Below are 23,017 nucleotides of genomic sequence, written 5' to 3'. Positions count from 1 at the left end.
GCAGGCTGCAGTGGAGACGTCAGGCGGTTGCAGTCTCGCGGCCATGAGCGTCGAATCGACCCCTCCACAGGGCCGTGACGACCGATTGGGGCTGTGGATTGGTGTTCGGGGCAGCGATGGATGCCACAGCCTGAGGGCGTGACACCGAAACCGCCCACTTCACCGATCCCCCTGCTCCGCGCGACCGAACTCACGCATTCGACCCGCAGCATCCGGCGCGGAGATGTGGTGCCCGTCCTGCGCGGAGTCTTCGCGGCGGCGGGCGACTGGCAGTCCCTCTCTCCGTGGGAGCGCGATCTCGCGCGCGTCCACGCGCATCTGCTGCGGCAGCCGGACGCCGTGTTGTGCCTCGAGTCCGCGGCGCTGGTGTGGGGGCTGCCAACGGTGGGGAAGGTCGAGGCGGTCCACGTGCTCGCCTCCGACACCGCGACAGCACGCCGGGCGAGTGGCATCCACGTGCACACCAGCGCACATTCCGACCGAGTGCTCGAGGAGGTCGGCGGCATCCTGGTGACGTCCGCGGCCGACACGTGCATCGACCTCGCCCGAGTCCGACACCCGGCCGCCGGGCTGGCGGCGGCGGATGCCACGATCCGACGCGGCGAGTCGACGGCATCCATGCTGTCGGCTCTCAACGAGCAGCGGGCTTCGGCTCGGGGCCGTCGTCGGGCGCGCTGGACACTGGATCGGGCGGATGGGGCCGCGGAATCCGCGTTGGAGTCGGTCAGCCGCGTGACTGCCGAGTGGTGGGGTTTCCCGGCGCCGAAACTGCAGCGGTGGATCGGGGTGTCCGACGACGACGGCGATCGCACGGACATGTGGTGGCCCGGGCTGCGCGTGGCCGGCGAGGCCGATGGGCACCTCACCTACGACGGCCGGTTCGGCGATCCCGTGGCCGTGTTGAAGGCACGTGAGGAGCGCGATCGTCGGCTCCGCCGCCACGGCGCCCGGGCCGTGGCGCACTGGTCGTGGGGCGACCTCGCCGACCCGTCGTCACTGCGCGACATCCTGCTCTCCGTTGGGCTGACGCCGAACTCCCCGCCGGATCTGCAGCACCTGTCCAGCCTCGGACGACTGCTGCGCTCCGGCCGCAGCGGGACCGGGTCCGCGTGATGAGGCCCCGGGCCCCGCTCCCGCGAGACTGCACGCGCGTGACAACCCCACTGCAACCTGCCGCAGTCTCGTCACGCGGATGCAGTCTCGCGGTCACCGCGCACTGGACCCCGCGCGGCCGCGCGCTACGCGAACGCCTCCGGCGGAGGGCAGGAGCACACGAGGTTCCGGTCGCCGTACGCCTGGTCGATGCGGCGCACGGGCGGCCAGTACTTCCCGCGGACGAGCGAGCGCTGCGGGTACACCGCGGTCTCCCGGGGGTACGCGTGCAGCCACTCGTTCGCGACCGCCGCCTCCGCGGTGTGCGGGGCGTTCACGAGCGGGTTGTCGTCGGCGGGCCACTCCCCCGCCGCGACCGCGAGGGCTTCGCCCTTGATCGCGATCATGGCATCCACGAATCGGTCGAGCTCGGCGAGGTCTTCGCTCTCGGTCGGCTCGACCATCAGGGTGCCGGCCACCGGGAACGACATCGTCGGGGCGTGGAAGCCGTAGTCGATGAGGCGTTTGGCGACGTCGTCGACCGTGATCCCGGTCTGCTCCTTGAGGGGACGCAGGTCGAGGATGCACTCGTGCGCCACGAGGCCGCCCTCGCCGGCGTACAGCACCGGGTAGTGCTCGCGCAGGCGCGCGGCGATGTAGTTCGCCGACAGCACGGCGGCCGCGGTCGCCTGCCGGAGTCCTTCGGCGCCCATCATCCGCACGTACGCCCACGAGATGGGCAGGATGCCGGCCGATCCGTGCGGCGCGGCCGACACCGGTCCGCCGTCGAACACGCCGCCGGCGTGATCCGCGCGCTGCGAGAACGGGTGCGACGGGAGGAACGGCGCGAGGTGCGCCTTCGCCGCCACGGGACCCACACCGGGTCCACCGCCGCCGTGCGGAATCGCGAACGTCTTGTGCAGGTTCAGGTGCGACACGTCGCCGCCGAGGTCGCCGAAGCGGGCGAACCCGAGCAGTGCGTTCAGGTTCGCCCCGTCGACGTACACCTGCCCGCCGGCGTCGTGCACGGCCTGCGTGATCTCGAGGACGTCGTGCTCGTACACGCCGTGCGTCGACGGGTACGTGATCATCAGGGCCGAGAGGGCCTCGGCGTGCTGCGCGATCTTGGCCCGCAGGTCGTCGAGGTCGACGTTCCCGGCCTCGTCGCACGCGACGACGACGACCCGCATCCCGGCAAGCACCGCCGACGCGGCGTTCGTCCCGTGCGCCGACGACGGGATGAGGCAGACGGTGCGCTCGGTGTCGCCGTTCGCGTGGTGGTAGCCGCGGATCGCGAGGAGTCCCGCGAGTTCGCCCTGCGAGCCGGCGTTCGGCTGCAGCGACACGGCGTCGTACCCCGTGACCTCGGCGAGCCAGCGCTCCAGCTGCTCGATCATCGCGAGGTAGCCGTGCACGTCGGCCTCGGGCGCGAACGGGTGCACGCGCGCGAACTCCGGCCACGACACCGCCGCCATCTCGGTCGCGGCGTTCAGCTTCATGGTGCACGAGCCGAGCGGGATCATTCCCCGGTCCAGCGCGTAGTCGCGGTCGGCGAGCGTCTTGAGGTACCGCATCATCGCCGTCTCGCTGCGGTGCGCGTGGAAGACGGGGTGAGTGAGATACGCGTCCTCGCGGTGCAGTCGCTCGGGAACGCCGCGCAGCGCCTCTCCCGCCGGCAGCTCCTCGGCGGGCAGACCGAAGGATGCCACGATCGCGGCGACATCGGCCTCCGCCGTCGTCTCGTCGACCGAGACGCCCACGGTGGCGTCGTCGACCCACAGCAGCTGGTAGCCGCGCTCGCGGGCGCGGTCGACGACGTCCTGCGCGCGCCCCGGCACGTGCACGCGCACGGTGTCGAAGAATGCGTCGGACGCGAGCGTGAGGTCGTACGACACGAGAGCGGATGCCAGGGCGTCGGCGGTCCGCGCGACCCGGGTCGCGATCGCGCGCAGCCCGTCGGGCCCGTGGTACACGGCGTACATCGCGGCCATCACGGCCAGGAGCACCTGCGCGGTGCAGATGTTCGACGTGGCCTTCTCGCGGCGGATGTGCTGTTCGCGCGTCTGCAGCGACAGGCGGTAGGCGGGGTTGCCCGCGGCATCCACCGACACGCCCACGAGACGACCCGGCAGCTGACGCTCGAGGCCCGTGCGCACGGCCATGTATCCGGCGTGCGGACCGCCGAAGCCGAGCGGCACGCCGAAGCGCTGCGTGGTCCCCACGGCCACGTCGGCGCCGAGGGTCCCCGGCGAGCGCAGCAGCGTGAGAGCCAGCAGGTCGGCCGCGGCGACGACGAGGCCGCCGTGGCGGTGGACGGCCGACGCGACGTCGGAGAAGTCCCACACGCGCCCGGTGGCCCCGGGGTACTGCACGAAGGCGCCGAAGCTCTCGGGGATCTCCCCGTCGTACGACGTCTCGACCAGCTCGATGCCGACAGCTGCGGCCCGGTGCGCGAGCAGCGCCTTGGTCTGCGGCAGCGCGTCGGCGTCGACGAGGAAGACGTCGGTCTTGGCCTTGGACGCGCGGCGGGCGACGAGCATGCCCTCCACGACCGCGGTGGACTCATCGAGCATCGACGCGTTGGCCGTCGCGAGACCGGTGAGGTCGGTGACCATGGTCTGGAAGTTGATGAGCGCTTCCAGCCGCCCCTGCGAGATCTCCGGCTGGTACGGCGTGTACGCGGTGTACCAGGACGGGTTCTCCAGCACGTTCCGCTGGATCACCGACGGCGTGAACGTGTCGTAGTACCCCAGGCCGATCATCGGGCGGGCGGATCGGTTCGCCGACGCGAGCTCGCGCAGCTCGGCGAGCGCCTCCGCCTCGGTCGCGGCGGGCGGCAGGTCGGTGGTCTCGCGGGGTCGGACGTGAATGGATGCCGGGACGGCGGTCTCGACGAGCCGTTCGACGCTGTCGTACCCGACGACCTCGAGCATGCGGGCGCGGTCGTGGGCGCCGATGCCGATGTGGCGATCGGTGAAGGCCGCGGGTGCAGCGGCATCCGTCCGGGGGGAGGTGGTCAGGCTCATGCGGTGAGGTCCTCGTACGCGGCGCGGTCGAGCAGGTCGGCGGGCAGGTCGCCGCCGAGGCGGATCTTCACGAGCCAGCCGTCGCCGAACGGGTCGGCGTTGACGAGCGACGGGTCGTCGACCACGGCGTCGTTGATCTCGACGACGGTGCCGTCGAGCGGGGCGTACAGCTCACCGACCGACTTGGTCGACTCGATCTCGCCGCAGACGTCGCCCGCGGTGACCGCGGAGTCGGCCGCCGGGAGGTCGACGAAGACGACGTCGCCGAGCTTCTCGGCGGCGAAGTCGGTGATCCCCACGGTGGCGATGTCGCCGTCGACGGCGATCCACTCGTGCTCGGAGGTGTAGCGGAGTGCGGTCAGGTCGGTCATGCGTTCCTCCGGTAGAAGGGAAGGGCGGTGACGGTCGCGGGGATACGTGTTCCGCGCACGTCGATGGTCAGGGTGGTGCCGGGTTCGGCCGCGGCCGGGGAGACGTAGGCCATCGCGACGGGGTGTCCGAGGGTGGGGCTCAGGGCGCCGCTGGTGATCTCTCCGACGACGTCGTCGCCGTGGAGCACGGTGTAGCCGGCGCGGCCGGCGCGCTTGCCCTCCGACACGAGTCCGACGAGGACCGGCGCGTCGGCGGGGCCTGCGGCGAGGCCGTCCTTGCCGACGAACGAGGGCTTGTCGGCGGCGACGACGCGGCCGAGCCCGGCCTGCGCCGGCGTCACGTCGCGCGAGAGTTCGTGGCCGTACAGCGGCATGCCGGCCTCGAGCCGCAGCGTGTCCCGAGCCGCGAGGCCGCACGGGACGAGTCCCGCCGGGGACCCGGCATCCAGGAGCGCGTCCCACAGGTCGCCGGCGCGCTCGACCGGGACGAGCAACTCGTACCCGTCCTCGCCGGTGTAGCCCGTGCGGGCGATGAAGAGGGAATCCCCGTCGAACGTGCCCTCGGTGAAGGCGTAGTAGCCGAGTTCGTCGAGCGGCGTGCTGAGGATCTCGATCGCGGGGACGGATTCCAGGATGCCGCGGGCCCGCGGCCCCTGCAGCGCGACCAGGGCGACGTGGTCGGTGACGTCGTCGACCTCGGGGAGCTCGCCGCCCGTCCACGTGTCGCGCGCCTGCGCGAAGGCCGCCGCGACCGCGTCGCGGTTGCTCGCGTTCGCGACCACGAGGTAGTACTGCACGCCCGTGCGGTAGACGATGACGTCGTCGACGATCCCGCCGGATTCGGCCAGCACGAGCGAGTACTTCGCCTTGCCGAGCTTCATCGCCGAGACGCGGCCCGCGAGGACGTAGTCGAGGAACTCCGCGGCCTCGCCGTCGTGCACCCAGAACTCGGCCATGTGCGAGATGTCGAAGAGCCCGGCGGCCTCACGGACGGCACGGTGCTCGGCGAGGTCGGAGGAGTAGCGCACAGGCATGTTCCAGCCGCCGAAGTCGGTGAACGAGGCGCCGAGGGCTTCGTGTCGATCGTGCAAGGGCGACGAGCGCGGTGGAGCGGGGGTGTCGGTCATGAGTTCTGCCGTTCGAAAGGACGGTCAGACGCCGGTCGACGCCTGAGAACTCCCCCTCTGTCATGAACCTGAGAGTTTCGCCCGGGCGTCGCAGCGACGCGGGGCTTTCACCGTCGGCGGACCCGGCCGGTGCACCCGGGTCACTTTCCAGAGTGGCCCGATCGACGCGGTACGCGTACCTGAGAGATTGGCGGGGAGGCTTGCTCCTTCGGTGCCCGGCTGCGTTCGCCGGAGCTCTCCCGCATCGATCATGGGGCCGGTGTGGACTTGTGGGCGCCAGCATATCCGAGGCGCAGCCCCGGAACACAGTCCTCCGCGTCAGCGGGTCGTGCAGCTCCCGGATGCCACGGGCGCGGACAGCGATCCGAGCTGGGACAGCACGGGGTCGATCTCCGCGGAGGTCATCGCGTAGCCGACGTTGTCGTCGGTCTCCGAGCGCGCGAAGACGACACCGGCGACCTGGCCCTCGGGGGTGAGGAGCGGTCCTCCGGAGTTGCCCGGCCGCACGACCGCACCCAGCGCGTAGATCTCGCGCGGCGCGGACTGGTCGCCGTAGATGTCGGGCACCGGAACCGTGCCCTCCGACAGCACCTGCGCGTTCCCGGACGTGAACGGTCCGCCGTACGGGTAGCCCTGGACGACGGCGGCAGAACCGACACCGAGCGCGGGGACGACCGGGAGGGCCGCGGCATCCAGTCCGTCCACCGCGATGACGGCGAGGTCGTCGGTCGGGTCGAAGTACACGACGCGTCCTTCCTTCGCCTCCTGTCCGGGCAGCTCGACGAGCGGCGCGTCGACCCCCGCGACGACGTGCGCATTGGTGAGGACGCGGCCGTCGCCGACGACGAACCCGGATCCGCTCGCGGTGATGCCGCACGCGTAGGCGGTGCCGGTGATGCGGGCGACGGACTGCGCCGCCCGGGTGAGCGCGGGGTCGTCGAGCGCGATCGCCGGAGCGCTCTGCACCGGACCGATCTGGATGAGCTGACCCAGGCGCGGGATGCCGTCGGCGAAGACGGCACCGCGCAGTTGCGCGAGCGCGGCACGGACGGGGTCGGGAGTGAGGCGGTCGATCGTGCGGACGACGTTCGACGACGCGAGCGCGGCGGAGACGACCGGAACACCCGCGGTGGTGAGCGTGCCGGCGAAGAACGACAGCGCGAGTGCGGCGGCGGCGAGGTTCACGACCCCGCCGAGGATCCGCTCGGGCACGCGCAGCTTGATGCGGTCGGCGCCCCGCCGGAGCGCATTCCCGACGGCCGTGCCGAGCGCCGCGCCCAGAAGCAGCAGCAGGACGCCCGCGGCGACGATCGCGGCGCCGCGCCACATCGAATCGGTCACCCACGATCCGACGTACGGGATCAGGCAGAACGCGGCCGCGCCGCCCACGGCGAGGCCCGCGAAGAAGCCGATCGTGGCGAGGAATCCCCGCGCGATGCCCACGACGAGGGCCAGCGCGAGGAGCACGATAAGCACGATGTCGACAACCGGCATCCGTACCTCCAGGGTCGACCGTCAGGGTACGCGGCGGCGCTGGGAGAGTCCCGTTTTGTGGTTCGGGTCAGGATGACACTAAGATCGTGGTCGGAGATATGGTCACAATGACACGAACCCCCCGCCCCGAACCCCGCGACGCCGACGTGCGCGTCGCGGTGTCGACCGTGATCTTCAGCGTCCGCCGCGACGCCCACGACGAGCCCGTGCTGTCCCTCCCGCTCGTCCGCCGCACGCGCGATCCGTTCGACGGCCGTTGGGCGCTCCCCGGCGGGTGGCTGGACCCGACCGAGAGCCTGGATGCCGCGGCATCCCGCACCCTCGAAGAGACCACCGGGCTCACGCCGAGCTATCTCGAGCAGCTGTACGCGTTCGGCGCCGTGGACCGCTCCCCCACGCGCGTCGTGTCGATCGTCTACTGGGCGCTGCTGCGCTCCGACGAGGTCGACGCGCAGGTCGCCGCTCACGCCCGCGAGGGCGACGCGCCCGAGAACGTGGAGTGGTTCGACGCCACGCACCTGCCGGCGCTCGCGTTCGACCACAACGACATCGTCGAGTACACGCTGTGGCGTCTGCGCAACAAGGTCGGCTACAGCCGCATCGCGCACGGACTCCTGCCCGACGAGTTCACCCTCGCCGACCTGCGCGAAGTCACCGAGACGATCCTCGGCCGACGGCTCGACCCGGCGAACTTCCGTCGGCAGATCGACACCTCCGACACCGTCATCCCGACCGAACGCTTCCGCACCGGAAGCCACCGACCCGCCCGCCTGTACCGCTACAACCGTGACGTGGAGCTCGCCGATCGCGGCCCGCTCACGTCCCGTCACTGATCGGACCGCCCATGAGCACGACAACCCTCACCCTGCAGCCTCGCCCCGAGATCGACCCGTCCGTCGATCACGTCATCCAGGCGATCGTCTCCGGCGCGTCGACCGACGCGACCTGTACGACCGACCTCGCGGTGGGGCCCTGGGACTTCGACACGCGTCCGGGATACGGCCCGGGCTCGTCGATGGGCGACGTCATCCCCACCGGGGCGCCGCGCCAGGGCGAGCTGCCCCGCGAGTACCGCGAGGCCTCCGACGACGAACTCGACGCCCGCATCCGCGCCGCCAAGGCGACGCTCGGTGACCGGGTCGTCGTGCTCGGACACTTCTACCAGCGCGAAGAAGTCGTGCGGCACGCGGACTACGTCGGCGACTCGTTCCAGCTCGCCAACGCCGCGAAGGCCCACCCCGAGGCCGAGGCGATCGTCTTCTGCGGCGTCCACTTCATGGCCGAGACCGCCGACCTGCTCTCGCGTCCCGAGCAGTCCGTGATCCTCCCGAACCTCGCCGCCGGATGCTCGATGGCCGACATGGCCAGCATCGACCAGGTCGAGGAGTGCTGGGAGCAGCTCGCCGACGTCCTCGGCGACCTCGAGACTCCGGATGCCGACGGCCTCCTGCCCGTGATCCCGGTCACGTACATGAACTCCAGCGCCGCCATCAAGGGCTTCGTCGGTCGTCACGGCGGGATCGTGTGCACCTCGTCCAACGCCCGCACGGTGCTCGAGTGGGCGTTCGCGCGCGGCCGCCGCGTGCTCTTCTTCCCCGACCAGCACCTGGGCCGGAACACCGCGAAGGCGATGGGCGTGCCGCTGGACCGGATGCCGATGTGGAACCCCCGCCGCCCCCTCGGCGGCTCCACGGCCGAGCAGCTCGAGGACAGCCAGGTCATCCTGTGGCACGGCTTCTGCTCCGTCCACCGCCGGTTCAGCGTCGCGCAGATCGACAAGGCCCGCGCCGAGCACCCCGGCGTCCGGGTGATCGTGCACCCCGAATGCCCGATGGACGTCGTCGACGCCGCCGACGAGGCCGGGTCCACCGACATCATCCGCAAGGCCATCGCCGCGGCCGACGAGCCCACGACCTTCGCGATCGGCACCGAGATCAACCTCGTGCAGCGCCTCGCCGCGCAGTTCCCGCAGCACGAGATCTTCTGCCTCGACCCGGTCGTGTGCCCGTGCTCGACGATGTACCGCATCCACCCCGGCTACCTCGCGTGGGTGCTGGAGTCGCTCGTCGCGGGCGAGGTGGTCAACCGCATCACGGTCCCTGCCGACGTCGCCGAGCCCGCGACGGTCGCCCTCGAGCGCATGCTCGCGGCCAAGCCGAACGGCGCCGTGAAATGACCGACGTCATCGTGGTCGGCAGCGGCATCGCCGGTCTCACCGCGGCCCTGCACGCGGCGGAGAAGGGATGCCACGTCACCGTCGTCACCAAGGGGGCGTCGGCCGACACCAACACGCGCTGGGCGCAGGGCGGGGTCGCGGCGGTCACCGCTGTTGACGACACCGTCGACTCGCACATCGCGGACACCCTCACGGCGGGCGTCGGCCTGAACGACCCCGACGCCGTGCGGACGCTCGTCACCGAGGGGCCCGACCGCATCGCCGAGCTCGTCCGACGCGGTGTCGCCTTCGACCGCGCGGCCGACGGCGACTTCGCGCGGGGCCTCGAAGCGGCGCACGCGCGCCCGCGGGTGCTCCACGCGGGAGGGGATGCCACCGGTGCGGCGATCCAGGCGGCGCTGGACGCCGCGGTGCGCGCGAGCGGGATCCAGGTGCGCGAGCACACGCTGCTCCGCGACCTCGTGGTCGAGCACGGTCGCGTCGTCGGGATCGACGTCGAGGCGGACGGCGCGGTCGAGCGGCTGCGCGCCGACGCGGTCATCCTCGCCACCGGCGGCGCGGGACAGCTGTATTCGCACACCACCAACCCGGTCTCGGCCACCGGCGACGGCATCGCCGCGGCCCTCCGCGCCGGGGCGGCCGTCGCCGACCTCGAGTTCGTGCAGTTCCACCCCACGGCGTTGGCCGCGGGCGAGCCGTTCCTCGTCTCCGAGGCGGTCCGCGGCGACGGCGCGACCCTGATCGACGACGAGGGCCGCCGCTTCGCGTTCGACGCCCACCCCGACGGCGAGCTGGCCCCGCGCGACGTCGTCGCCCGGGCGAACGGGCGGGCGATGGCCGCGCAGGGCGGACGTCCGGTCCGACTGGATGCCACCGCCCTCGGCGCCGAGCGTCTCTCGCGACGCTTCCCCACGATCGACGCCGCCGTCCGCGCGCGCGGTCTGGACTGGTCGCGCGAGCCGATCCCCGTCACCCCCGCGGCGCACTACCTGATGGGCGGTGTCGCGACCGACCTCGACGGACGGACCACGGTGCCGGGACTGTATGCCGTCGGCGAGACGGCGCGGACCGGTGTGCATGGCGCGAACCGGCTGGCATCCAACTCCCTGCTCGAAGGCGCCGTGTTCGGCGCACGCGCCGGGGATGCCGCGGCCACCGACACCGGCTGGACCCCGGTCGAGGCGCCCGCGGCCGTCGCGCTCCCCCACGTCGACCCGGCGCCCGACGCGCCGGCGTTCTCGCGGGCCGCGCTGCAGCAGCTCATGTGGGAGCACGCGGGACTCGTCCGCGACACCGCGGGTCTGCGACGCGCGGCCGGCGTCCTCGCGGCGTGGGCCGCCGACGCGCAACCCCGCTCCGTGGAGGACGCCGGGCTGCTCCTGCTCGCGCAGCACGTCGTCGCCGCCGCTCTCGCCCGCAGCGGCTCGATCGGTGCGCACTATCGCTCCGACGAAGGGACTGCCGCCGTGGCATCCATCCCCGCCGAGGAGGCTCTCGCATGCTGACCCGTGCCGCCATCGAACGCGTCGTCACGGCCGCGCTCGAAGAAGACGCCCCGTGGGGCGACCTCACGAGCGAGACGCTCATCCCCGCCGACGCGACCGCGCGCGCCGAACTCGTCGCCCGCGAGATCGGCGTGTTCAGCGGCGCCGAGGTTTTCCGCGCCGCGTTCACGCTCACCGATCCGACGATCGACGTCGAGATCCGCGTCGCCGACGGCGCGGAGTTCGTGCCGGGCGAAGTGCTCGCGGTGGTCACCGGACCCGCGCGGGCCGCGCTCACCGCCGAACGGATCGGGCTGAACTTCGTGCAGCGCATGTCGGGCATTGCGACCCTCACGAGCCGCTACGTCGCCGCCGTCGCCCACACGGGCGCGCGCATCGTCGACACCCGCAAGACCACGCCGGGACTCCGCGCGATCGAGCGGCAGGCGGTCCGCGACGGCGGCGGCCACAATCACCGGTTCTCGCTGTCGGATGCCGTGATGGCGAAGGACAACCACCTCGCCGTCCTCGCGGCCTCCGGTCTGCCGCTCACGCAGGCCCTCGAGAGCGCGATCGCGCGCCTCCCGCACACGACGCACGTGGAGGTCGAGGTCGACCGACTCGACCAGATCGACGCGGTGCTCGCGGCCGGGGTCGACACGATCATGCTCGACAACTTCTCGCTGGACGACCTGCGCGCGGGCGTCGAGAAGATCGCGGGGAGCGCCGTCGTCGAGGCCTCCGGCGGCGTGACGCTCGACACGGTGCGCGCGATCGCCGAGACCGGTGTCGACGTCATCTCCGTGGGCGCGCTCACGCACTCCGCGCCGGCCCTCGACCTCGGCCTCGACATCCGCATCCGGACGACGTGAGCCTCTACCTCGACAACGCCGCGACGACCCCGGTCCGCCCCGAGGTCGTCGCGGCGATGGCGCCGTACCTCACGCGCTGGTTCGGCAACCCCTCGAGCCATCACGAGGTCGGCGAGGCCGCGGCATCCGCCCTCGAGGACGCCCGCGCGCGCGTGGCCGCGATCCTCGGGATGCGGTCGGGCGACGTCGTCTTCACCTCGGGCGGCACGGAGTCGAACAACACCGCGGTCAAGGGACTCGTGCTGCCGTCGGGGAAGAAGCACCTGGTCACCACCGCGATCGAGCACGAGTCCGTGCTCGCCTCGGCCGACTACCTCGCGCGCCTGCACGGCGTCGACGTCACGTACGCACCGGTGGATGCGACCGGGACGCTCTCCCCGGATGTGCTCGCCGCGGCGCTCCGCGACGACACGGCGCTCGTGAGCGTCGGGTACGCCAACAACGAGGTCGGAACGGTTCAGGATGCCGCGGCCCTCGCGGCCGTGGCGCACGCCCGGGGCGTGCCGCTGCACCTCGACGCCGTCCAGGCCGCGGGGTGGCTGCCGCTCGCCGGGCTCGGCGCCGACGCGATCACCATCGCGGGGCACAAGATCGGCGCGCCGAAGGGCACCGGCATCCTGGCCGTGCGCGGACGACTCCCCCTCGAACCGCTGCTGCACGGGGGCGGGCAGGAGCGCGGCCGACGCTCCGGCACGCCGGATGTCGCCGGCGCGGTGGCGTTCGCGACGGCGTTGACGCTGGCGGAGGCCGAGCGAGTCGCCGAGGCGGACCGGGCGACGCGGTTCCGCGACGAGTTCATCCGCGGCGTGCTCGCCGCGGTCCCCGGCGCGCGCCTCACCGGACACCCCGAGCACCGCCTGCCCGCGACCGCGAGCTTCGTCTTCCCCGGCGTCAACGGCGAGACCGTACTGCTCGAACTCGAGCGCCGCGGGGTCGTCTCGTCGAGCGGTTCGGCGTGCGCCGCGGGCAGCGACGAGGCGTCGCACGTGCTGCTCGCGCTCGGCCTGGATCCGGACGACGCCCGCACCGCCGTGCGATTCACCTTCCCGCACCACATGACGCAGAATCTCGACGCCGTGGCAATCGCCGTCGCCGAGGCGGTGACCGCCGTAGGATCACGCGGGTGAGTTCCCCCGCGATCACCGTGATCGTCCCCGGCCGCGACGTGGCCGAGTTCGCCGGTGAAGCCCTGCATTCCCTGCAGGCGCAATCCTTCGACCGGTGGCGCGCCGTCCTCGTCGACGACGCCTCCACCGACGACACCCGCCGCCTCTTCGCCGATGCCGCAGCCGCCGACCCGCGTTTCTCGCTGGTGGAGCACCGCGAGCCCAGGGGCCTCGGGGCCGCCCGGAACAGCGGCCTCGACCGGATCGAGACGCCGTACACGGCCTTCCTCGACGCCGACGATCGCCTCCGGCCCCATGCCCTGGAGCGGCTGTGGGACACCCTCGACGCGTCGGGCAGCGACTTCGTGGTCGGCGCGTACGTGCGGCTCCGGCCGGATGCCGAAGGCCCCGGGTACGTCGCCGGCGACGTGCAGCCGTGGGTGACGGCCGCCACCGACCCCGCACGGACCGCGACGACGCTCGCGGAGCACCCCGCGGCATCCGGGAACATCGTGGCGTGGTCGAAGCTGAGCCGCACGGACTTCTGGCACACGCACGGCCTGCGCTTCCCCGAGGGGCGTTACTACGAGGACCAGGTCGTCGCGCAGCGCATGTACACGCTGGCGACGGCGTTCGACGTGGTGCCCGACGTCGTGGTGGAGTGGCGCCAGCGCCGCAACGGCGGATCGATCACGCAGCGCCTCGACGAGGTCGTCGTGCTGCGCGACTACCTCGACGCGCTCGGCGAGGGCATCGCGGTGCTGCGCGCCGCGGGTGCACTTGCCGCCGTGGGTGAGCGCGGGCGCCTCATCCGCGCCCTCGACCTCCCGCCGCTGCTGCGGATCGCCGAGACGCACCCCGACCCCGCGTACCGCATCGCCCTCGAGGCGTTCCGGGAGACGCTGCCCGCGTAGGGTGCGGCGCGTTCGCGTGCCGCACTTGAGTGGGCAGCGCGCGCCCGCGCGCCCCACGCTTCGGTGTCCAAGACACGCGGATGCCACGGCCCACGCTCCGCGTGTCTTGGACACTCAACTCCCCGCCACACGCCCGAAGACCCCCGGGCAGCGCTCGCCTGTCGTTCTCGATCGGGTGTCCAAGACACGCCGCATCAAGGGCGGCACTTGCGACGTGTTCTGGACACTCAGCGGGGTGGGTAGCGCGCCGGCGCCGCCCGCCCACAGTTCAGTGTCCAAGACACGCGGATGCCACAAGCCACGCTCCGCGTGTCTTGGACACTCAGAGCCCCGGGCCCGACGCCGGCGCGCGTCGGCGCGAGAGAGACAGCGGCGGTCGCGCGGCCGCCCCAAGCGGGCGGCCGGTCGCTGCGGCGGGAGGCGACTGCGGCGGTCGCGCGGCCGCCCTACGCGGGCGGCTGGTCGCCGCGGCGCGACGCCAGGGCGGGGCGGGCGAGACCGGCGCGGTCGCGCTCTTCCTCGGTGAGCACGAACGAGGCCGCGAGCTGCTCGGCGGCGAGTCCGGCGTAGAGGCCGCCCGCGGCGAGGAGTTCCGAGTGGGTTCCGGACTCGACGATGCGGCCCGCGTCCACGACGTGGATACGGTCGGCGCCGATCACCGTCGACAGGCGGTGAGCGATGGACAGGGTCGTCCGGCCGTGGGCGGCGGTCTCGAGCGCCTCCTGCACGATGCGCTCCGACACGGTGTCCAGCGCGCTCGTGGCCTCGTCGAGCAGGAGCACCGGCGGGTCCTTGAGCAGCACGCGCGCGATCGCGATGCGCTGCTTCTCGCCGCCCGAGAGGCGATACCCGCGTTCACCGACGATCGTGTCGTACCCGTCCTCGAACCCGGCGATGACGTGGTGGATGTTCGCCGCCCGGCACGCCGCTTCGATCTCGGCATCCGTCGCCTCGGGCTTGGCGTACCGCAGGTTCTCGCGCACGGTGGCGTGGAAGAGGTACGTCTCCTGCGAGACGATGCCGATGTTGTCGATGATCGACGCGCGTTCGAGGGTGCGCACGTCCGCGCCCGAGAACATCACGGACCCGCCGCTCGCTTCGTACATGCGCGGGGTCAGGTACAGGATCGTCGTCTTCCCCGCACCCGACGGGCCGACGAACGCGACGTGCTCGCCGGGCTCCACGACGAAAGAGACTCCGCCGAGGGTGGGACGCCCCTGTTCCGCGGCATCCGGGTACCGGAACACGACGTCGCGGAACTCGATACGGCCCACGGGTCCGGGCGCCGCCGACACCGGTATCGCGTCGGGGGCGTCGGCGATCGCGGGCTTCAGGTCGAGGTACTCGAAGATGCGCGCGAAGAGCGCCGCCGAGGTCTGCACGTCGAGCGCCACGCGCATGAGCCCCATGAGGGGCATGAGCAGGCGTGCCTGCACCGTGGTGAAGGCGACGATCGTGCCCGCCGTGAGCGTGCCCACGCCGCTGCCGAGCAGGATGCCCGCCACGAGGTAGATGATCGCCGGGACGCTCGCCATGATGACCTGCACGACTGCGAAGAAGCGCTGGCCGCTCATCGCCTGCCGCACTTGGAGCCGGACCTGGTTGGCGTTCTCGGCGTCGTAGCGCTCCGATTCGGTGCGCTGACGATTGAAGGACTTGGACAACAGGATGCCCGACACGCTCAGGGTCTCCTGCGTGATGGCCGACAGCTCGGACAGCGACTCCTGCGTCTGCGCGGCGATGCGGGCGCGCACCTGCCCGACGCGCCGTTGGACGAGGACGAGGATCGGCATGATGACGACCGCGATGAGCGTGAGCCGCCAGTCGATGAGGATCATCGCCACGAGCGAGGCCACGACGGTCACGGAGTTGCCGAGGATGCTGGTCACCGTGTTCGTGAGAACACCCGAGACCCCGCCGACGTCGTTCTGCAGTCGAGATTGGATGACACCGGTCTTGGTGCGCGTGAAGAAGCCGAGCTCCATCGCCTGCAGGTGGTCGAACAGCCGCACGCGCAGATCGCCCGTGACACGGTTGCCGACGGTGGCGGTGAACCACGTCTGCGCGACGCCGAGCCCTCCGGAGAGCAGGAACAGGACGATCATCGCGGCGACGAGCTCGGTCAGCAGCGCGAGATCGACCGGCGACCCGTCGATGGGGAAGAGCGCGTCGTCGAAGATGCGCTGCACGAGCAGCGGCGGGATGACGGCGAGGGCGGCGCCGAGGACGACGAGGACGATCGTGACCGCGATGCGCCCGCGGTAGGGCCGGAACAGGGCGGCCACGCGGCGGCCGAGGTCGGGCACGCGCGGCGCCTCGGCGTTGCGCTGCCGTTGACTCTCCGCGTACACACCGCGGAACATGCTTCCGCCCATGCCGCCGCCCATGCTCATGCCGGTCAGCCTACGTCCGACCGACGACATTGGGACGCGCCGGCCGATGTCGGAGGCCACCGATAGACTCGGCGTCCACGCACGGCATCCCCCGTCGTCCCTCGATGGGAATAGCGATCCCGCCGTCGCTGTTGCCGTCTGACGTTCGTCGCTTTCGTGACGCCACGACGCCCTCCCCTGGATTGGATCTCGCCATGGCCGCCACCACCGGAACCCCCACCGCCCCGCCGACATCCGATACCGGTGTCACCGCCGAGCAGAACAGGGTGATCTGGCTGCTGCTCGTGGCCGCGTTCGTGGCCATCCTGAACGAGACCACGATGAACGTGGCGATCCCGCACCTCATCCGCGACCTGAGCATCACCGCGGTCGCGGCGCAGTGGCTGACGACAGCGTTCATGCTCACGATGGCGGTCGTCATCCCGGTCACGGGCTTCCTGCTGCAGCGGTTCACCACGCGTCAGGTGTTCATCACCGCGATGAGCCTCTTCTCGCTCGGCACCCTGGTGGCGTTCCTCTCCCCCGGCTTCGAACTCCTGGTCACCGCGCGCGTCATCCAGGCCTCCGGCACCGCGATCATGATGCCGCTGCTCATGACCACGCTCATGACGATCGTGCCGCCGCAGCACCGTGGCCGCATGATGGGGCGCGTCAGCATCGTGATGGCACTCGCTCCCGCGATCGGCCCCACGATGTCGGGCGTCGTCCTGGACTCGCTCGGCTGGCACTGGATCTTCGGGATCGTCCTGCCGATCGCGCTCGTCTCGCTCTTCGTCGGCGCGCGATGGATCCGCAACCTCGGTGAGACGCGCGAAGCCCCGATCGACGTCGTGTCCGTCGTGCTGTCGGCGCTCGGATTCGGCGGCATCGTGTTCGGTCTGAGCCAGATCGGCGGCGGTCACGGCGGATCGACGGATGCCACGGACGCCGCCGCGACCGCGACGGTGACGCTCGTCGCGTCCTTCGCCGTGGGCGTCGTCGCGCTCGCGCTGTTCGGCTGGCGGCAGGTGCGCCTGCAGCGCGCCGACGCCGCGCTGCTCGATCTGCGCGTCTTCCGCTCGCTGAACTTCACGCTCTCGGTCGTGCAGCTCGGTGTCATGTCGCTCGCGTTCTTCGGCGCGATCACGCTCGTGCCGCTGTACCTGCAGAACGTCCTCGGTCGCACCGCGCTCGAGACCGGGCTGGCCGTCCTCCCGGGCTCGCTCGCGATGGGTCTCGCGGGTCCGCTGATCGGCCGCATCTACGACCGACGTGGCACCCAGATCCTGCTCATCCCGGGCGCGATCATCACGAGCGCCGTGCTCTGGTTCTACTCGACGGTCGGCACCGACACGTCGTTCCTGCTGCTGATCGTCGCGCAGACCGTGTTGTCGATCGGCCTCGCGCTCTCGTTCACGCCCCTGTTCACCGCCTCGCTCGGCTCTCTCGAGCCGCGCTTCTACTCGTACGGCTCGGCCGTGGTCGGAACCGTGCAGCAGGTGGCCGGGGCCGCGGGCATAGCGCTGCTCGTCACCGTCCTGGCGGGCGTCTCCGCGAGCGCGGGCGGCGGGGCCGAGGGAGACGCGGCCGGCGCGCGCATGGCGTTCATGATCGCGGCGATCGTCTCGCTGCCGCTCATCGTCGGCGCGTTCGTCATCCGCAAGCCGGCCGATCAGATCGAGGGCGCGGCCCCCGTCGGGCACTGAACCCGCAGAGCGCTCAGGTCAGCGAGCAGGAACCGCCGCTGCAGCAGTACGCGGGAGCGGGGGCGTCGTCGTCGACCGGTGAGGTCAGAAGCGTCAGGAGCGGCTTCGACGGCGTCTCGGCATCAGGGGTGGTGTCACCGGACATCCCTCCATGGTACGCCTGCGCAGATGCCCCGGCACCATGAGTCGGAGAGGCTCGCGGTACCCCGGGTCGACGGCATCCGCAACCCCCGTTCCCCGGAGCGAAGCGGTTCCTAGCGTTGTGGCATCCCCGATCCCTGCGAGAGGAGTCCCCATGACGGACCTCACCGGAAAGCGCATCGCCTTCCTACTCACCGACGGCTTCGAAGACAGCGAGCTCACCAGCCCCTGGGACGCGATCACCGCGGCGGGCGCGGAGGCCGTGCTGGTCTCGCCCGCTGACGGCAGCGTCACGGGCGAGAAGGGCCACGAGCAGAAGGTCGACCTCCCCGTCGGCTCGGCCACGGCCGACGACTTCGACGCCCTCGTCCTCCCGGGCGGAGTGCAGAACGCCGACGACATCCGTATCGTGAAGGATGCCGTGCACTTCGCGCGCGCCTTCTTCGACCAGCACAAGCCGGTCGGCGTGATCTGCCACGGCGGCTGGATCCTCACGGAGGCGGACGTCCTGAAGGGCCGCACGCTCACCAGCTACCCGACGCTGCAGACGGATCTGCGCAACGCCGGCGCCACGTGGGTCGACGAGGAGGTCCACGTCGACCAGGGCCTGGTGTCGAGCCGCAACCCCGACGATCTCCCCGCGTTCAACGCGAAGCTCGTCGAGGAATTCGCCGAGGGCGCGCACGCCGGCCAGACGGCCTGACGGCCTCCTCGCGGGGCCCCGGGCTGCGGCTCGGGGCCCCGCGGCGTTCCCGGGTCCCGGCACAACCTCCGCGATCCGCACAAGCTCAGCCGCCACACCCCGAATCGAACTGACATAGCGCGGATCGCTGACCGACCGGTCGTGGCATCCATCCCCGGGGCCCGGCACATCCTCAGCGATCGGCACAACCTCAGCCGCGATCCGCCCGCGGCAACGGACATTGCGCAGATCACCGACACAGCACACGGGGACGAACCGCCCCCGACCTCACGCCGAAAGCGGCTGGCACGACGGGCAGTACTGGCCGCCGCCCTTCGTACCGGGGATGTCCTCGATCGTTCCGTCGCCGTCGGGGCACCGCTCGCCGGTGCGGCCGTGCACGCGCATCGCGGCGACCTTCGCGGCCTTCTGCTCCGCGATCGGAACCCCGCGGCGGGCTGCCACCGCTTCGTCCAGCACGGAACGCAGCGCCGCGTGCAGACGCGTCACCTCGTCGTCGGTCAGCGACGCCGCGTGCGCCACCGGCGACAGCCGAGCGACGTACAAGATCTCGTCCGAATACGCGTTGCCGATCCCGGCGAGCGATTCCTGCTCCTGCAGCAGCGCCTTCAGCTGCTTGCGACGCTTCCCGAGCGCTCGGGCGAGATCCTCGCGGGAGAACGCCGGATCCGCGGCATCCGGTCCGAGCTTCGCCACCGCGGGCACCTCGAGTGGGTCGTCCACGACGTGCAGCTGCACCGAGAGCCAGTCGCCCGCGTCGGTGATGCCGAGCACCCCGTCGTCGAAGGTCACCGTGGCGATCAGGGCCGCACCGTCCGGAGGGTCCGTGTCCCACGTCGCCCACCCGGCCCGGCCGAATCCGAGGGAGAGGTGGATGCCATCGAGGTCGAGGTCGATGTGCTTGCCGTACCGCGTGACTCCCGTGACGGTGCGTCCGACGAGGGCGTCGAGCGGCCGTGCCCGCGTCTTGAGGGCGCGGAATTCCGCCAGTTCCACCGCGACGATGGCGTGACCGGTGAGCCGCTCGCGCAGGAACAGGGTGAGCGCTTCGACCTCGGGCGCTTCGGGCATGGTGGCTCCCCTTCCGTCCCGCAGACCGGATGCCACCGTCGATGACTGACCGGACCGATTCCTGCCAACCTATCCGGAGGGTCCGCCTCCGAGTCCACCCCTTGTGCACCCATCGGACGTCCCCGCGTCGCTGCGGAGGCGCGTACCGTTGAGGGTGAGGCGGCCCGAACCGCCGAAGAAGGGTCCCCCATGAAGATCGTCTCGTCCTCGGACTGGAGGGATGCCATCGCCTTCGACGTGCCCGTCGTCGTCGCCGATGTCGTCCCCGGTGAGCCCACCCGCTGCGTCGGATGCGGTCCCGACGGAGAGCTGTTCGACCGCACCGAGCTGTGGGCGGTGAAGCACCGCCATCCGAAGCACCACGGCGGGTTCGTGCGGTTCTACTGCGAAGCGCACAAGCCCGCCCCCGCGCCGGCTCCCGCCGCGGCGATTCCGCTCAAGAAGCCGCGCGCGTCCGCACCGCGCGCCGAGCGCCGCACCGCCTCCCCCAAGCCGACGCCGGTCACCGACCGTCCCGTCCGGGCGATGTGCCCCGAGTGCTTCGTCGAGGTCTCGGCCGACGGTATGTGCGGGATGTGCGGCACCCAGGTCGTCTGACGCCAGGAATGCACGACGCCGCCCCGGTCCAGTGACCGGGGCGGCGTCGTTTCGCGTCAGCGGACGGAGATCGTCCAGCCGACCTCGTGGCTCTCGCCCGGCGCGAGCACGACGAGGCCCGTGGCGAAGTCGTAGGCCTGGTCGTTGAAAGCATCCGGAGCGCACGTCATGGGCTCGACCGCGAGTCCCGCGCGGTTCGCCGGGTGGTCCGGGCCTTCGGGACGGTCGGCGGTGTGAATCTGCACCCAGCCGCAGCCCGCGTCCCACGACAGCGCCACACCGGTGCCCGACGGGTCGGTGAGGGTGACGGTCGCCCGGCCGTCGGCATCCCGGATCAGATCGGTGTACGCGTGGTCGATCTCGACGGCGCCGATCACGCGCGGAGCCCGGAAGTCGAATCGCTCGGCGTCCACGGCGACGGATGCCAGGCCCACCGGTGCCAACCGGTCCGGCGTGACCTCGAGCACGGTGTCGGCCGGCAGCTCGAACGTCCACGAGTCGAGCGCGCCCGGGCCGGCGACGAGATACGGGTGCGGCCCGGTGCCCCACGGAGCGGGGTTCTCCGAACGGTTGGTGGCGCGGACGGTCTGCGTGAGCCCGTCGGGGCCGAGTCGGTAGGTCGTGGTGACCTCGACCCACCACGGGTAGCCGGCCTGCGCGGGCACCGCGGCCGTGAGCGTCACCGACTCCTCATCGCCGTCGACGACCGACCAGTCCGCCCAGCCCAGCAGCCCGTGCAGTGCGTGGCCGCGGTTCGGTTCCGTGAGCGCGAGCTGGTACTCCTCACCGCCGAAGACGTACGCACCGTCCACGACGCGATTCGGCCACGGCGCGAGGGTCGCACCGCGGAAGTACGGGCGCACCTCGTCGGCGGCGAAGGGGACGACGAGGTCGCGCCCCTCGTGGGTCAAGGATCGGAGGGAGGCGCCCACGCTCGCGATCGCGGCTTCATAGCCGTGGGCGCGGAGGACGACGGGGGTTCCGGAGACGGCGGTGGTCATTCGGCCATTATCTCGATCTCCGGTGCCCGAAAACGACGGACGCCCCGACCGGCGGAGGTGTCCGCGGGTCGGGGCGTTCCGGGGGCGAATTACTTGAAGGCGTCCTTGACGTTCTCTCCGGCCTGCTTCAGGTCGGCCTTGGTCTGGTCGGCCTGGCCTTCGGCTTCGAGACGCTCGTTGCCCGTGGCCTTGCCCCAGCCCTCCTTCGCCTTACCGGCGACGTCCTCTGCGGTGTTCTTGATCTTGTCGTCGAGACCCATGGCCGACTCCTTCCGCTTGGTGGCCCGGATGATTCCGGAATGCCGCCACGCTAGGCGCGCTCGCTCGGATTCTCGGGGGGCTTGAAAATCGCGCGAGGGTGAGGAAGCGGGCCGGACGGGTTAGGTTCGAGGCGGGGGGATGCCATGGGGGAAACACCGAGCAAGACCGACGAGCTGACGATGTTCGCCGATCTCCTGGAGGAGGCGCCCGCGGCATCCGGGCCCGGTCGCGCCGGCCGCATCGCGTTGGTCGTGTTCCTGGTCACGGTGCTCGTGGCGCTCGCCGGCGCGGGCGGGTACGTCTGGTGGGCCGCGACCGCGGCGCTCCCGGCCCCGACGCTGACGACGAAGCCGCCGGCCGTCGCACCGGGCGAAGCGGCCCACATCGCCCTTCCCTCGTCGGGTTCGATGCGTGTGAGCATCACGGGCGGCGAGCAATACATGGGTCCGGACACGGACGGCGCGTGGGCCGCGTCCGGCGGCGACGATCCGCGGCCCACCGCGAGCATCGCGAAGCTCATCACCGCCCTCGTCGTCCTGTACCGGCATCCACTCGACGGGCCGAACGATCCGGGCCCGACCGTGTCGTTCACGAAGGCCGACACCGACCTCTACGACCAGTTCTACGTCCGGGGCGCGACGATCGCCAAGATGCCCGACGGCTCTTCCCTGTCGTTGCGCGAAACGCTCGCGACCATGCTCCTCCCGTCCGCGAGCAACTACGCCGTCGCCCTCGCGCGCTGGGGATACGGTTCCGAGGGCGCCTACGTCGACGCGGCCAACGCGTGGCTCGCCGCGAACGGCCTCACCTCGACCCGGATCGTGGATGCCACCGGCCTCGACGACCGCAACACCTCCACGCCGCGCGATCTCATCGCGATCGGAAAGATCGCCGAAGCCAATCCCGCGCTCGCGGGGATCGTCGGAATGACCTCGATCTCTCTGCCGAACGGTCCCGGTACGGTGACCAACACCAACGATCTGCTCGGCAGGGACGGCGTTCGCGGACTCAAGACCGGAAACCTCGGGGACGGCACGTTCAACCTCCTGTTCAGTTCACTCCTCGACGTCGGGATCGGGCCGCCCCTGCAGATCACCGGTGTCCGTCTCGGCGGCGAGACGCACGACAGCACGGACCACGACGTCGCGGCGTTCCTCGAGAGCGTCACCGCCGGCTTCCACGACGTGACGGTCGGGAACGCCGGCGACCGCATCGGGCAGGTCAGGACCGCGTGGGGCGCCGAGGCGGAGGTCGTCCTCAGCCGCACGGCCACGCTGCGGACGTGGTCGGACACCCCGATCGCGACGGCGGCGGACATCGCCACTCCCCCGTCCTGGACGAGCAACGAGACCATCGGCACCGTCACCTGGAGCGCGGGCCCGAACACCGCGTCCTCCGACGTCCAGATCGTCGGCACGCTCGAGCCCCCGACCCTGTGGTGGCGCCTGACGCACCCGGGACAGCTGGGTGCACCGTTCTCCTCGACGGCCGGCTGATCAGCCC

At 71.6% G+C, this 23,017-nt stretch carries 20 protein-coding genes and 2 riboswitches; of the genes, 11 read left to right on the top strand and 9 right to left on the bottom strand.

The features are described 5' to 3' along the window. The first annotated feature begins 138 nt into the window (after window positions 1-138). Entirely contained in the window at window positions 139-1,113 is a 975-nt protein-coding gene (locus RKD05_RS13350) for a hypothetical protein (protein ID WP_424710699.1), read from the top strand. A gap of 125 nt (window positions 1,114-1,238) precedes the next feature. On the opposite strand, the gene gcvP is transcribed toward RKD05_RS13350, so the two are convergent. The 4 genes from gcvP to RKD05_RS13330 all read right to left on the bottom strand — a co-directional run bounded on the left by gcvP (window position 1,239) and on the right by RKD05_RS13330 (window position 7,110). After that, window positions 1,239-4,118, bottom strand: coding sequence for an aminomethyl-transferring glycine dehydrogenase (gcvP, locus tag RKD05_RS13345; protein ID WP_424710697.1), 2,880 nt, complete (start codon window positions 4,116-4,118; stop codon window positions 1,239-1,241). Then, entirely contained in the window at window positions 4,115-4,489 is a 375-nt protein-coding gene (gene gcvH, locus RKD05_RS13340) for a glycine cleavage system protein GcvH (RefSeq protein WP_424710695.1), read from the bottom strand. The genes gcvP and gcvH overlap by 4 nt, the downstream gene beginning before the upstream one ends. After that, window positions 4,486-5,616, bottom strand: a complete 1,131-nt coding sequence (gene gcvT, locus RKD05_RS13335) for a glycine cleavage system aminomethyltransferase GcvT (protein WP_424710692.1) — start codon at window positions 5,614-5,616, stop codon at window positions 4,486-4,488. Before gcvT ends, gcvH begins: the two co-directional genes overlap by 4 nt. A 47-nt stretch (window positions 5,617-5,663) precedes the next feature. Beyond that, window positions 5,664-5,773: riboswitch (glycine riboswitch) on the bottom strand. Further along, window positions 5,774-5,868: riboswitch (glycine riboswitch) on the bottom strand. Between the two features lie 66 nt (window positions 5,869-5,934). After that, window positions 5,935-7,110 carry a MarP family serine protease gene (locus RKD05_RS13330; RefSeq protein ID WP_424710690.1) on the bottom strand — a complete coding sequence of 392 codons (1,176 nt, stop codon included), beginning with the start codon at window positions 7,108-7,110 and terminating at the stop codon, window positions 5,935-5,937. Window positions 7,111-7,217: 107 nt separating this feature from the next. Here RKD05_RS13330 and RKD05_RS13325 point away from each other — a divergent pair, with 107 nt between their 5' ends. The 6 genes from RKD05_RS13325 to RKD05_RS13300 are packed head-to-tail and all read left to right on the top strand — an operon-like array spanning window position 7,218 to window position 13,662. After that, the gene (locus RKD05_RS13325) at window positions 7,218-7,943 is read left to right on the top strand and encodes an NUDIX hydrolase (protein WP_424710688.1); all 726 of its coding nucleotides are present in this window, start codon (window positions 7,218-7,220) and stop codon (window positions 7,941-7,943) included. An 11-nt stretch (window positions 7,944-7,954) separates the two neighbouring features. Then, window positions 7,955-9,286 carry a quinolinate synthase NadA gene (gene nadA, locus RKD05_RS13320; protein ID WP_424710686.1) on the top strand — a complete coding sequence of 444 codons (1,332 nt, stop codon included), beginning with the start codon at window positions 7,955-7,957 and terminating at the stop codon, window positions 9,284-9,286. Further along, window positions 9,283-10,791, top strand: coding sequence for an L-aspartate oxidase (nadB, locus tag RKD05_RS13315; protein WP_424710684.1), 1,509 nt, complete (start codon window positions 9,283-9,285; stop codon window positions 10,789-10,791). The genes nadA and nadB overlap by 4 nt, the downstream gene beginning before the upstream one ends. Continuing rightward, the gene (nadC, locus tag RKD05_RS13310) at window positions 10,785-11,642 is read left to right on the top strand and encodes a carboxylating nicotinate-nucleotide diphosphorylase (RefSeq protein ID WP_424710682.1); all 858 of its coding nucleotides are present in this window, start codon (window positions 10,785-10,787) and stop codon (window positions 11,640-11,642) included. The genes nadB and nadC overlap by 7 nt, the downstream gene beginning before the upstream one ends. Beyond that, window positions 11,639-12,769: a cysteine desulfurase family protein gene (locus RKD05_RS13305; RefSeq protein ID WP_424710680.1), complete on the top strand. Its 1,131-nt coding sequence runs from the start codon at window positions 11,639-11,641 to the stop codon at window positions 12,767-12,769. Before nadC ends, RKD05_RS13305 begins: the two co-directional genes overlap by 4 nt. Continuing rightward, a complete protein-coding gene (locus RKD05_RS13300; protein WP_424710678.1) occupies window positions 12,766-13,662 on the top strand; it encodes a glycosyltransferase family 2 protein in 897 nt (298 codons plus the stop codon). The genes RKD05_RS13305 and RKD05_RS13300 overlap by 4 nt, the downstream gene beginning before the upstream one ends. 446 nt (window positions 13,663-14,108) lie before the next feature. Here the strand turns inward: RKD05_RS13300 and RKD05_RS13295 are convergent, their stop codons facing one another. Next, a complete protein-coding gene (locus RKD05_RS13295; protein WP_424711858.1) occupies window positions 14,109-16,049 on the bottom strand; it encodes an ABC transporter ATP-binding protein in 1,941 nt (646 codons plus the stop codon). A 200-nt stretch (window positions 16,050-16,249) separates the two neighbouring features. Between RKD05_RS13295 and RKD05_RS13290 the strand changes: the two genes are divergently transcribed. Continuing rightward, window positions 16,250-17,740 carry an MDR family MFS transporter gene (locus RKD05_RS13290; RefSeq protein ID WP_424710676.1) on the top strand — a complete coding sequence of 497 codons (1,491 nt, stop codon included), beginning with the start codon at window positions 16,250-16,252 and terminating at the stop codon, window positions 17,738-17,740. 13 nt (window positions 17,741-17,753) lie between these two features. Here the strand turns inward: RKD05_RS13290 and RKD05_RS13285 are convergent, their stop codons facing one another. Continuing rightward, the gene (locus tag RKD05_RS13285) at window positions 17,754-17,885 is read right to left on the bottom strand and encodes a hypothetical protein (protein WP_424710673.1); all 132 of its coding nucleotides are present in this window, start codon (window positions 17,883-17,885) and stop codon (window positions 17,754-17,756) included. A 150-nt stretch (window positions 17,886-18,035) separates the two neighbouring features. On the opposite strand from RKD05_RS13285, the gene RKD05_RS13280 reads away from it, so the two are divergent. After that, window positions 18,036-18,584, top strand: coding sequence for a type 1 glutamine amidotransferase domain-containing protein (locus RKD05_RS13280; RefSeq protein WP_424710671.1), 549 nt, complete (start codon window positions 18,036-18,038; stop codon window positions 18,582-18,584). 267 nt (window positions 18,585-18,851) lie between these two features. On the opposite strand, the gene RKD05_RS13275 is transcribed toward RKD05_RS13280, so the two are convergent. Beyond that, window positions 18,852-19,655 (bottom strand): DNA-formamidopyrimidine glycosylase family protein, encoded by an 804-nt coding sequence (locus RKD05_RS13275; protein WP_424710668.1) that lies wholly within the window; start codon window positions 19,653-19,655, stop codon window positions 18,852-18,854. A gap of 189 nt (window positions 19,656-19,844) precedes the next feature. On the opposite strand from RKD05_RS13275, the gene RKD05_RS13270 reads away from it, so the two are divergent. Next, entirely contained in the window at window positions 19,845-20,252 is a 408-nt protein-coding gene (locus RKD05_RS13270; RefSeq protein ID WP_424710666.1) for a glucose-6-phosphate dehydrogenase, read from the top strand. A gap of 56 nt (window positions 20,253-20,308) precedes the next feature. Here the strand turns inward: RKD05_RS13270 and RKD05_RS13265 are convergent, their stop codons facing one another. Together RKD05_RS13265 and RKD05_RS13260 are read right to left on the bottom strand one after the other, a co-directional pair. Next, window positions 20,309-21,253: an aldose 1-epimerase family protein gene (locus tag RKD05_RS13265; protein WP_424710664.1), complete on the bottom strand. Its 945-nt coding sequence runs from the start codon at window positions 21,251-21,253 to the stop codon at window positions 20,309-20,311. Between the two features lie 89 nt (window positions 21,254-21,342). Then, window positions 21,343-21,513, bottom strand: a complete 171-nt coding sequence (locus RKD05_RS13260; protein ID WP_063257282.1) for a CsbD family protein — start codon at window positions 21,511-21,513, stop codon at window positions 21,343-21,345. Window positions 21,514-21,657: 144 nt separating this feature from the next. Here RKD05_RS13260 and RKD05_RS13255 point away from each other — a divergent pair, with 144 nt between their 5' ends. Continuing rightward, the gene (locus RKD05_RS13255; RefSeq protein ID WP_424710662.1) at window positions 21,658-23,010 is read left to right on the top strand and encodes a D-alanyl-D-alanine carboxypeptidase family protein; all 1,353 of its coding nucleotides are present in this window, start codon (window positions 21,658-21,660) and stop codon (window positions 23,008-23,010) included. Window positions 23,011-23,017 lie beyond the last annotated feature (7 nt).

Origin of the sequence: Microbacterium sp. SLBN-111 (assembly GCF_049739645.1) — a bacterium.
Classification (GTDB): Bacteria; Actinomycetota; Actinomycetes; order Actinomycetales; family Microbacteriaceae; genus Microbacterium.
This window is presented reverse-complemented; position numbering and strand designations above follow the sequence as displayed.

Coding starts and splice junctions, on each gene's coding strand:
- RKD05_RS13280 (WP_424710671.1), top strand. CDS start 18,036: ATGACGGACCTCACCGGAAAGCGCATCGCCTTCCTACTCACCGACGGC.
- RKD05_RS13325 (WP_424710688.1), top strand. CDS start 7,218: ATGACACGAACCCCCCGCCCCGAACCCCGCGACGCCGACGTGCGCGTC.
- gcvH (WP_424710695.1), bottom strand. CDS start 4,489: ATGACCGACCTGACCGCACTCCGCTACACCTCCGAGCACGAGTGGATC.
- RKD05_RS13295 (WP_424711858.1), bottom strand. CDS start 16,049: ATGGGCGGCGGCATGGGCGGAAGCATGTTCCGCGGTGTGTACGCGGAG.
- RKD05_RS13270 (WP_424710666.1), top strand. CDS start 19,845: ATGAAGATCGTCTCGTCCTCGGACTGGAGGGATGCCATCGCCTTCGAC.
- gcvT (WP_424710692.1), bottom strand. CDS start 5,616: ATGACCGACACCCCCGCTCCACCGCGCTCGTCGCCCTTGCACGATCGA.
- nadB (WP_424710684.1), top strand. CDS start 9,283: ATGACCGACGTCATCGTGGTCGGCAGCGGCATCGCCGGTCTCACCGCG.
- RKD05_RS13285 (WP_424710673.1), bottom strand. CDS start 17,885: ATGTCCGGTGACACCACCCCTGATGCCGAGACGCCGTCGAAGCCGCTC.
- RKD05_RS13330 (WP_424710690.1), bottom strand. CDS start 7,110: ATGCCGGTTGTCGACATCGTGCTTATCGTGCTCCTCGCGCTGGCCCTC.
- RKD05_RS13290 (WP_424710676.1), top strand. CDS start 16,250: ATGGCCGCCACCACCGGAACCCCCACCGCCCCGCCGACATCCGATACC.
- RKD05_RS13260 (WP_063257282.1), bottom strand. CDS start 21,513: ATGGGTCTCGACGACAAGATCAAGAACACCGCAGAGGACGTCGCCGGT.
- RKD05_RS13275 (WP_424710668.1), bottom strand. CDS start 19,655: ATGCCCGAAGCGCCCGAGGTCGAAGCGCTCACCCTGTTCCTGCGCGAG.
- gcvP (WP_424710697.1), bottom strand. CDS start 4,118: ATGAGCCTGACCACCTCCCCCCGGACGGATGCCGCTGCACCCGCGGCC.
- RKD05_RS13255 (WP_424710662.1), top strand. CDS start 21,658: ATGGGGGAAACACCGAGCAAGACCGACGAGCTGACGATGTTCGCCGAT.
- nadC (WP_424710682.1), top strand. CDS start 10,785: ATGCTGACCCGTGCCGCCATCGAACGCGTCGTCACGGCCGCGCTCGAA.
- nadA (WP_424710686.1), top strand. CDS start 7,955: ATGAGCACGACAACCCTCACCCTGCAGCCTCGCCCCGAGATCGACCCG.
- RKD05_RS13265 (WP_424710664.1), bottom strand. CDS start 21,253: ATGACCACCGCCGTCTCCGGAACCCCCGTCGTCCTCCGCGCCCACGGC.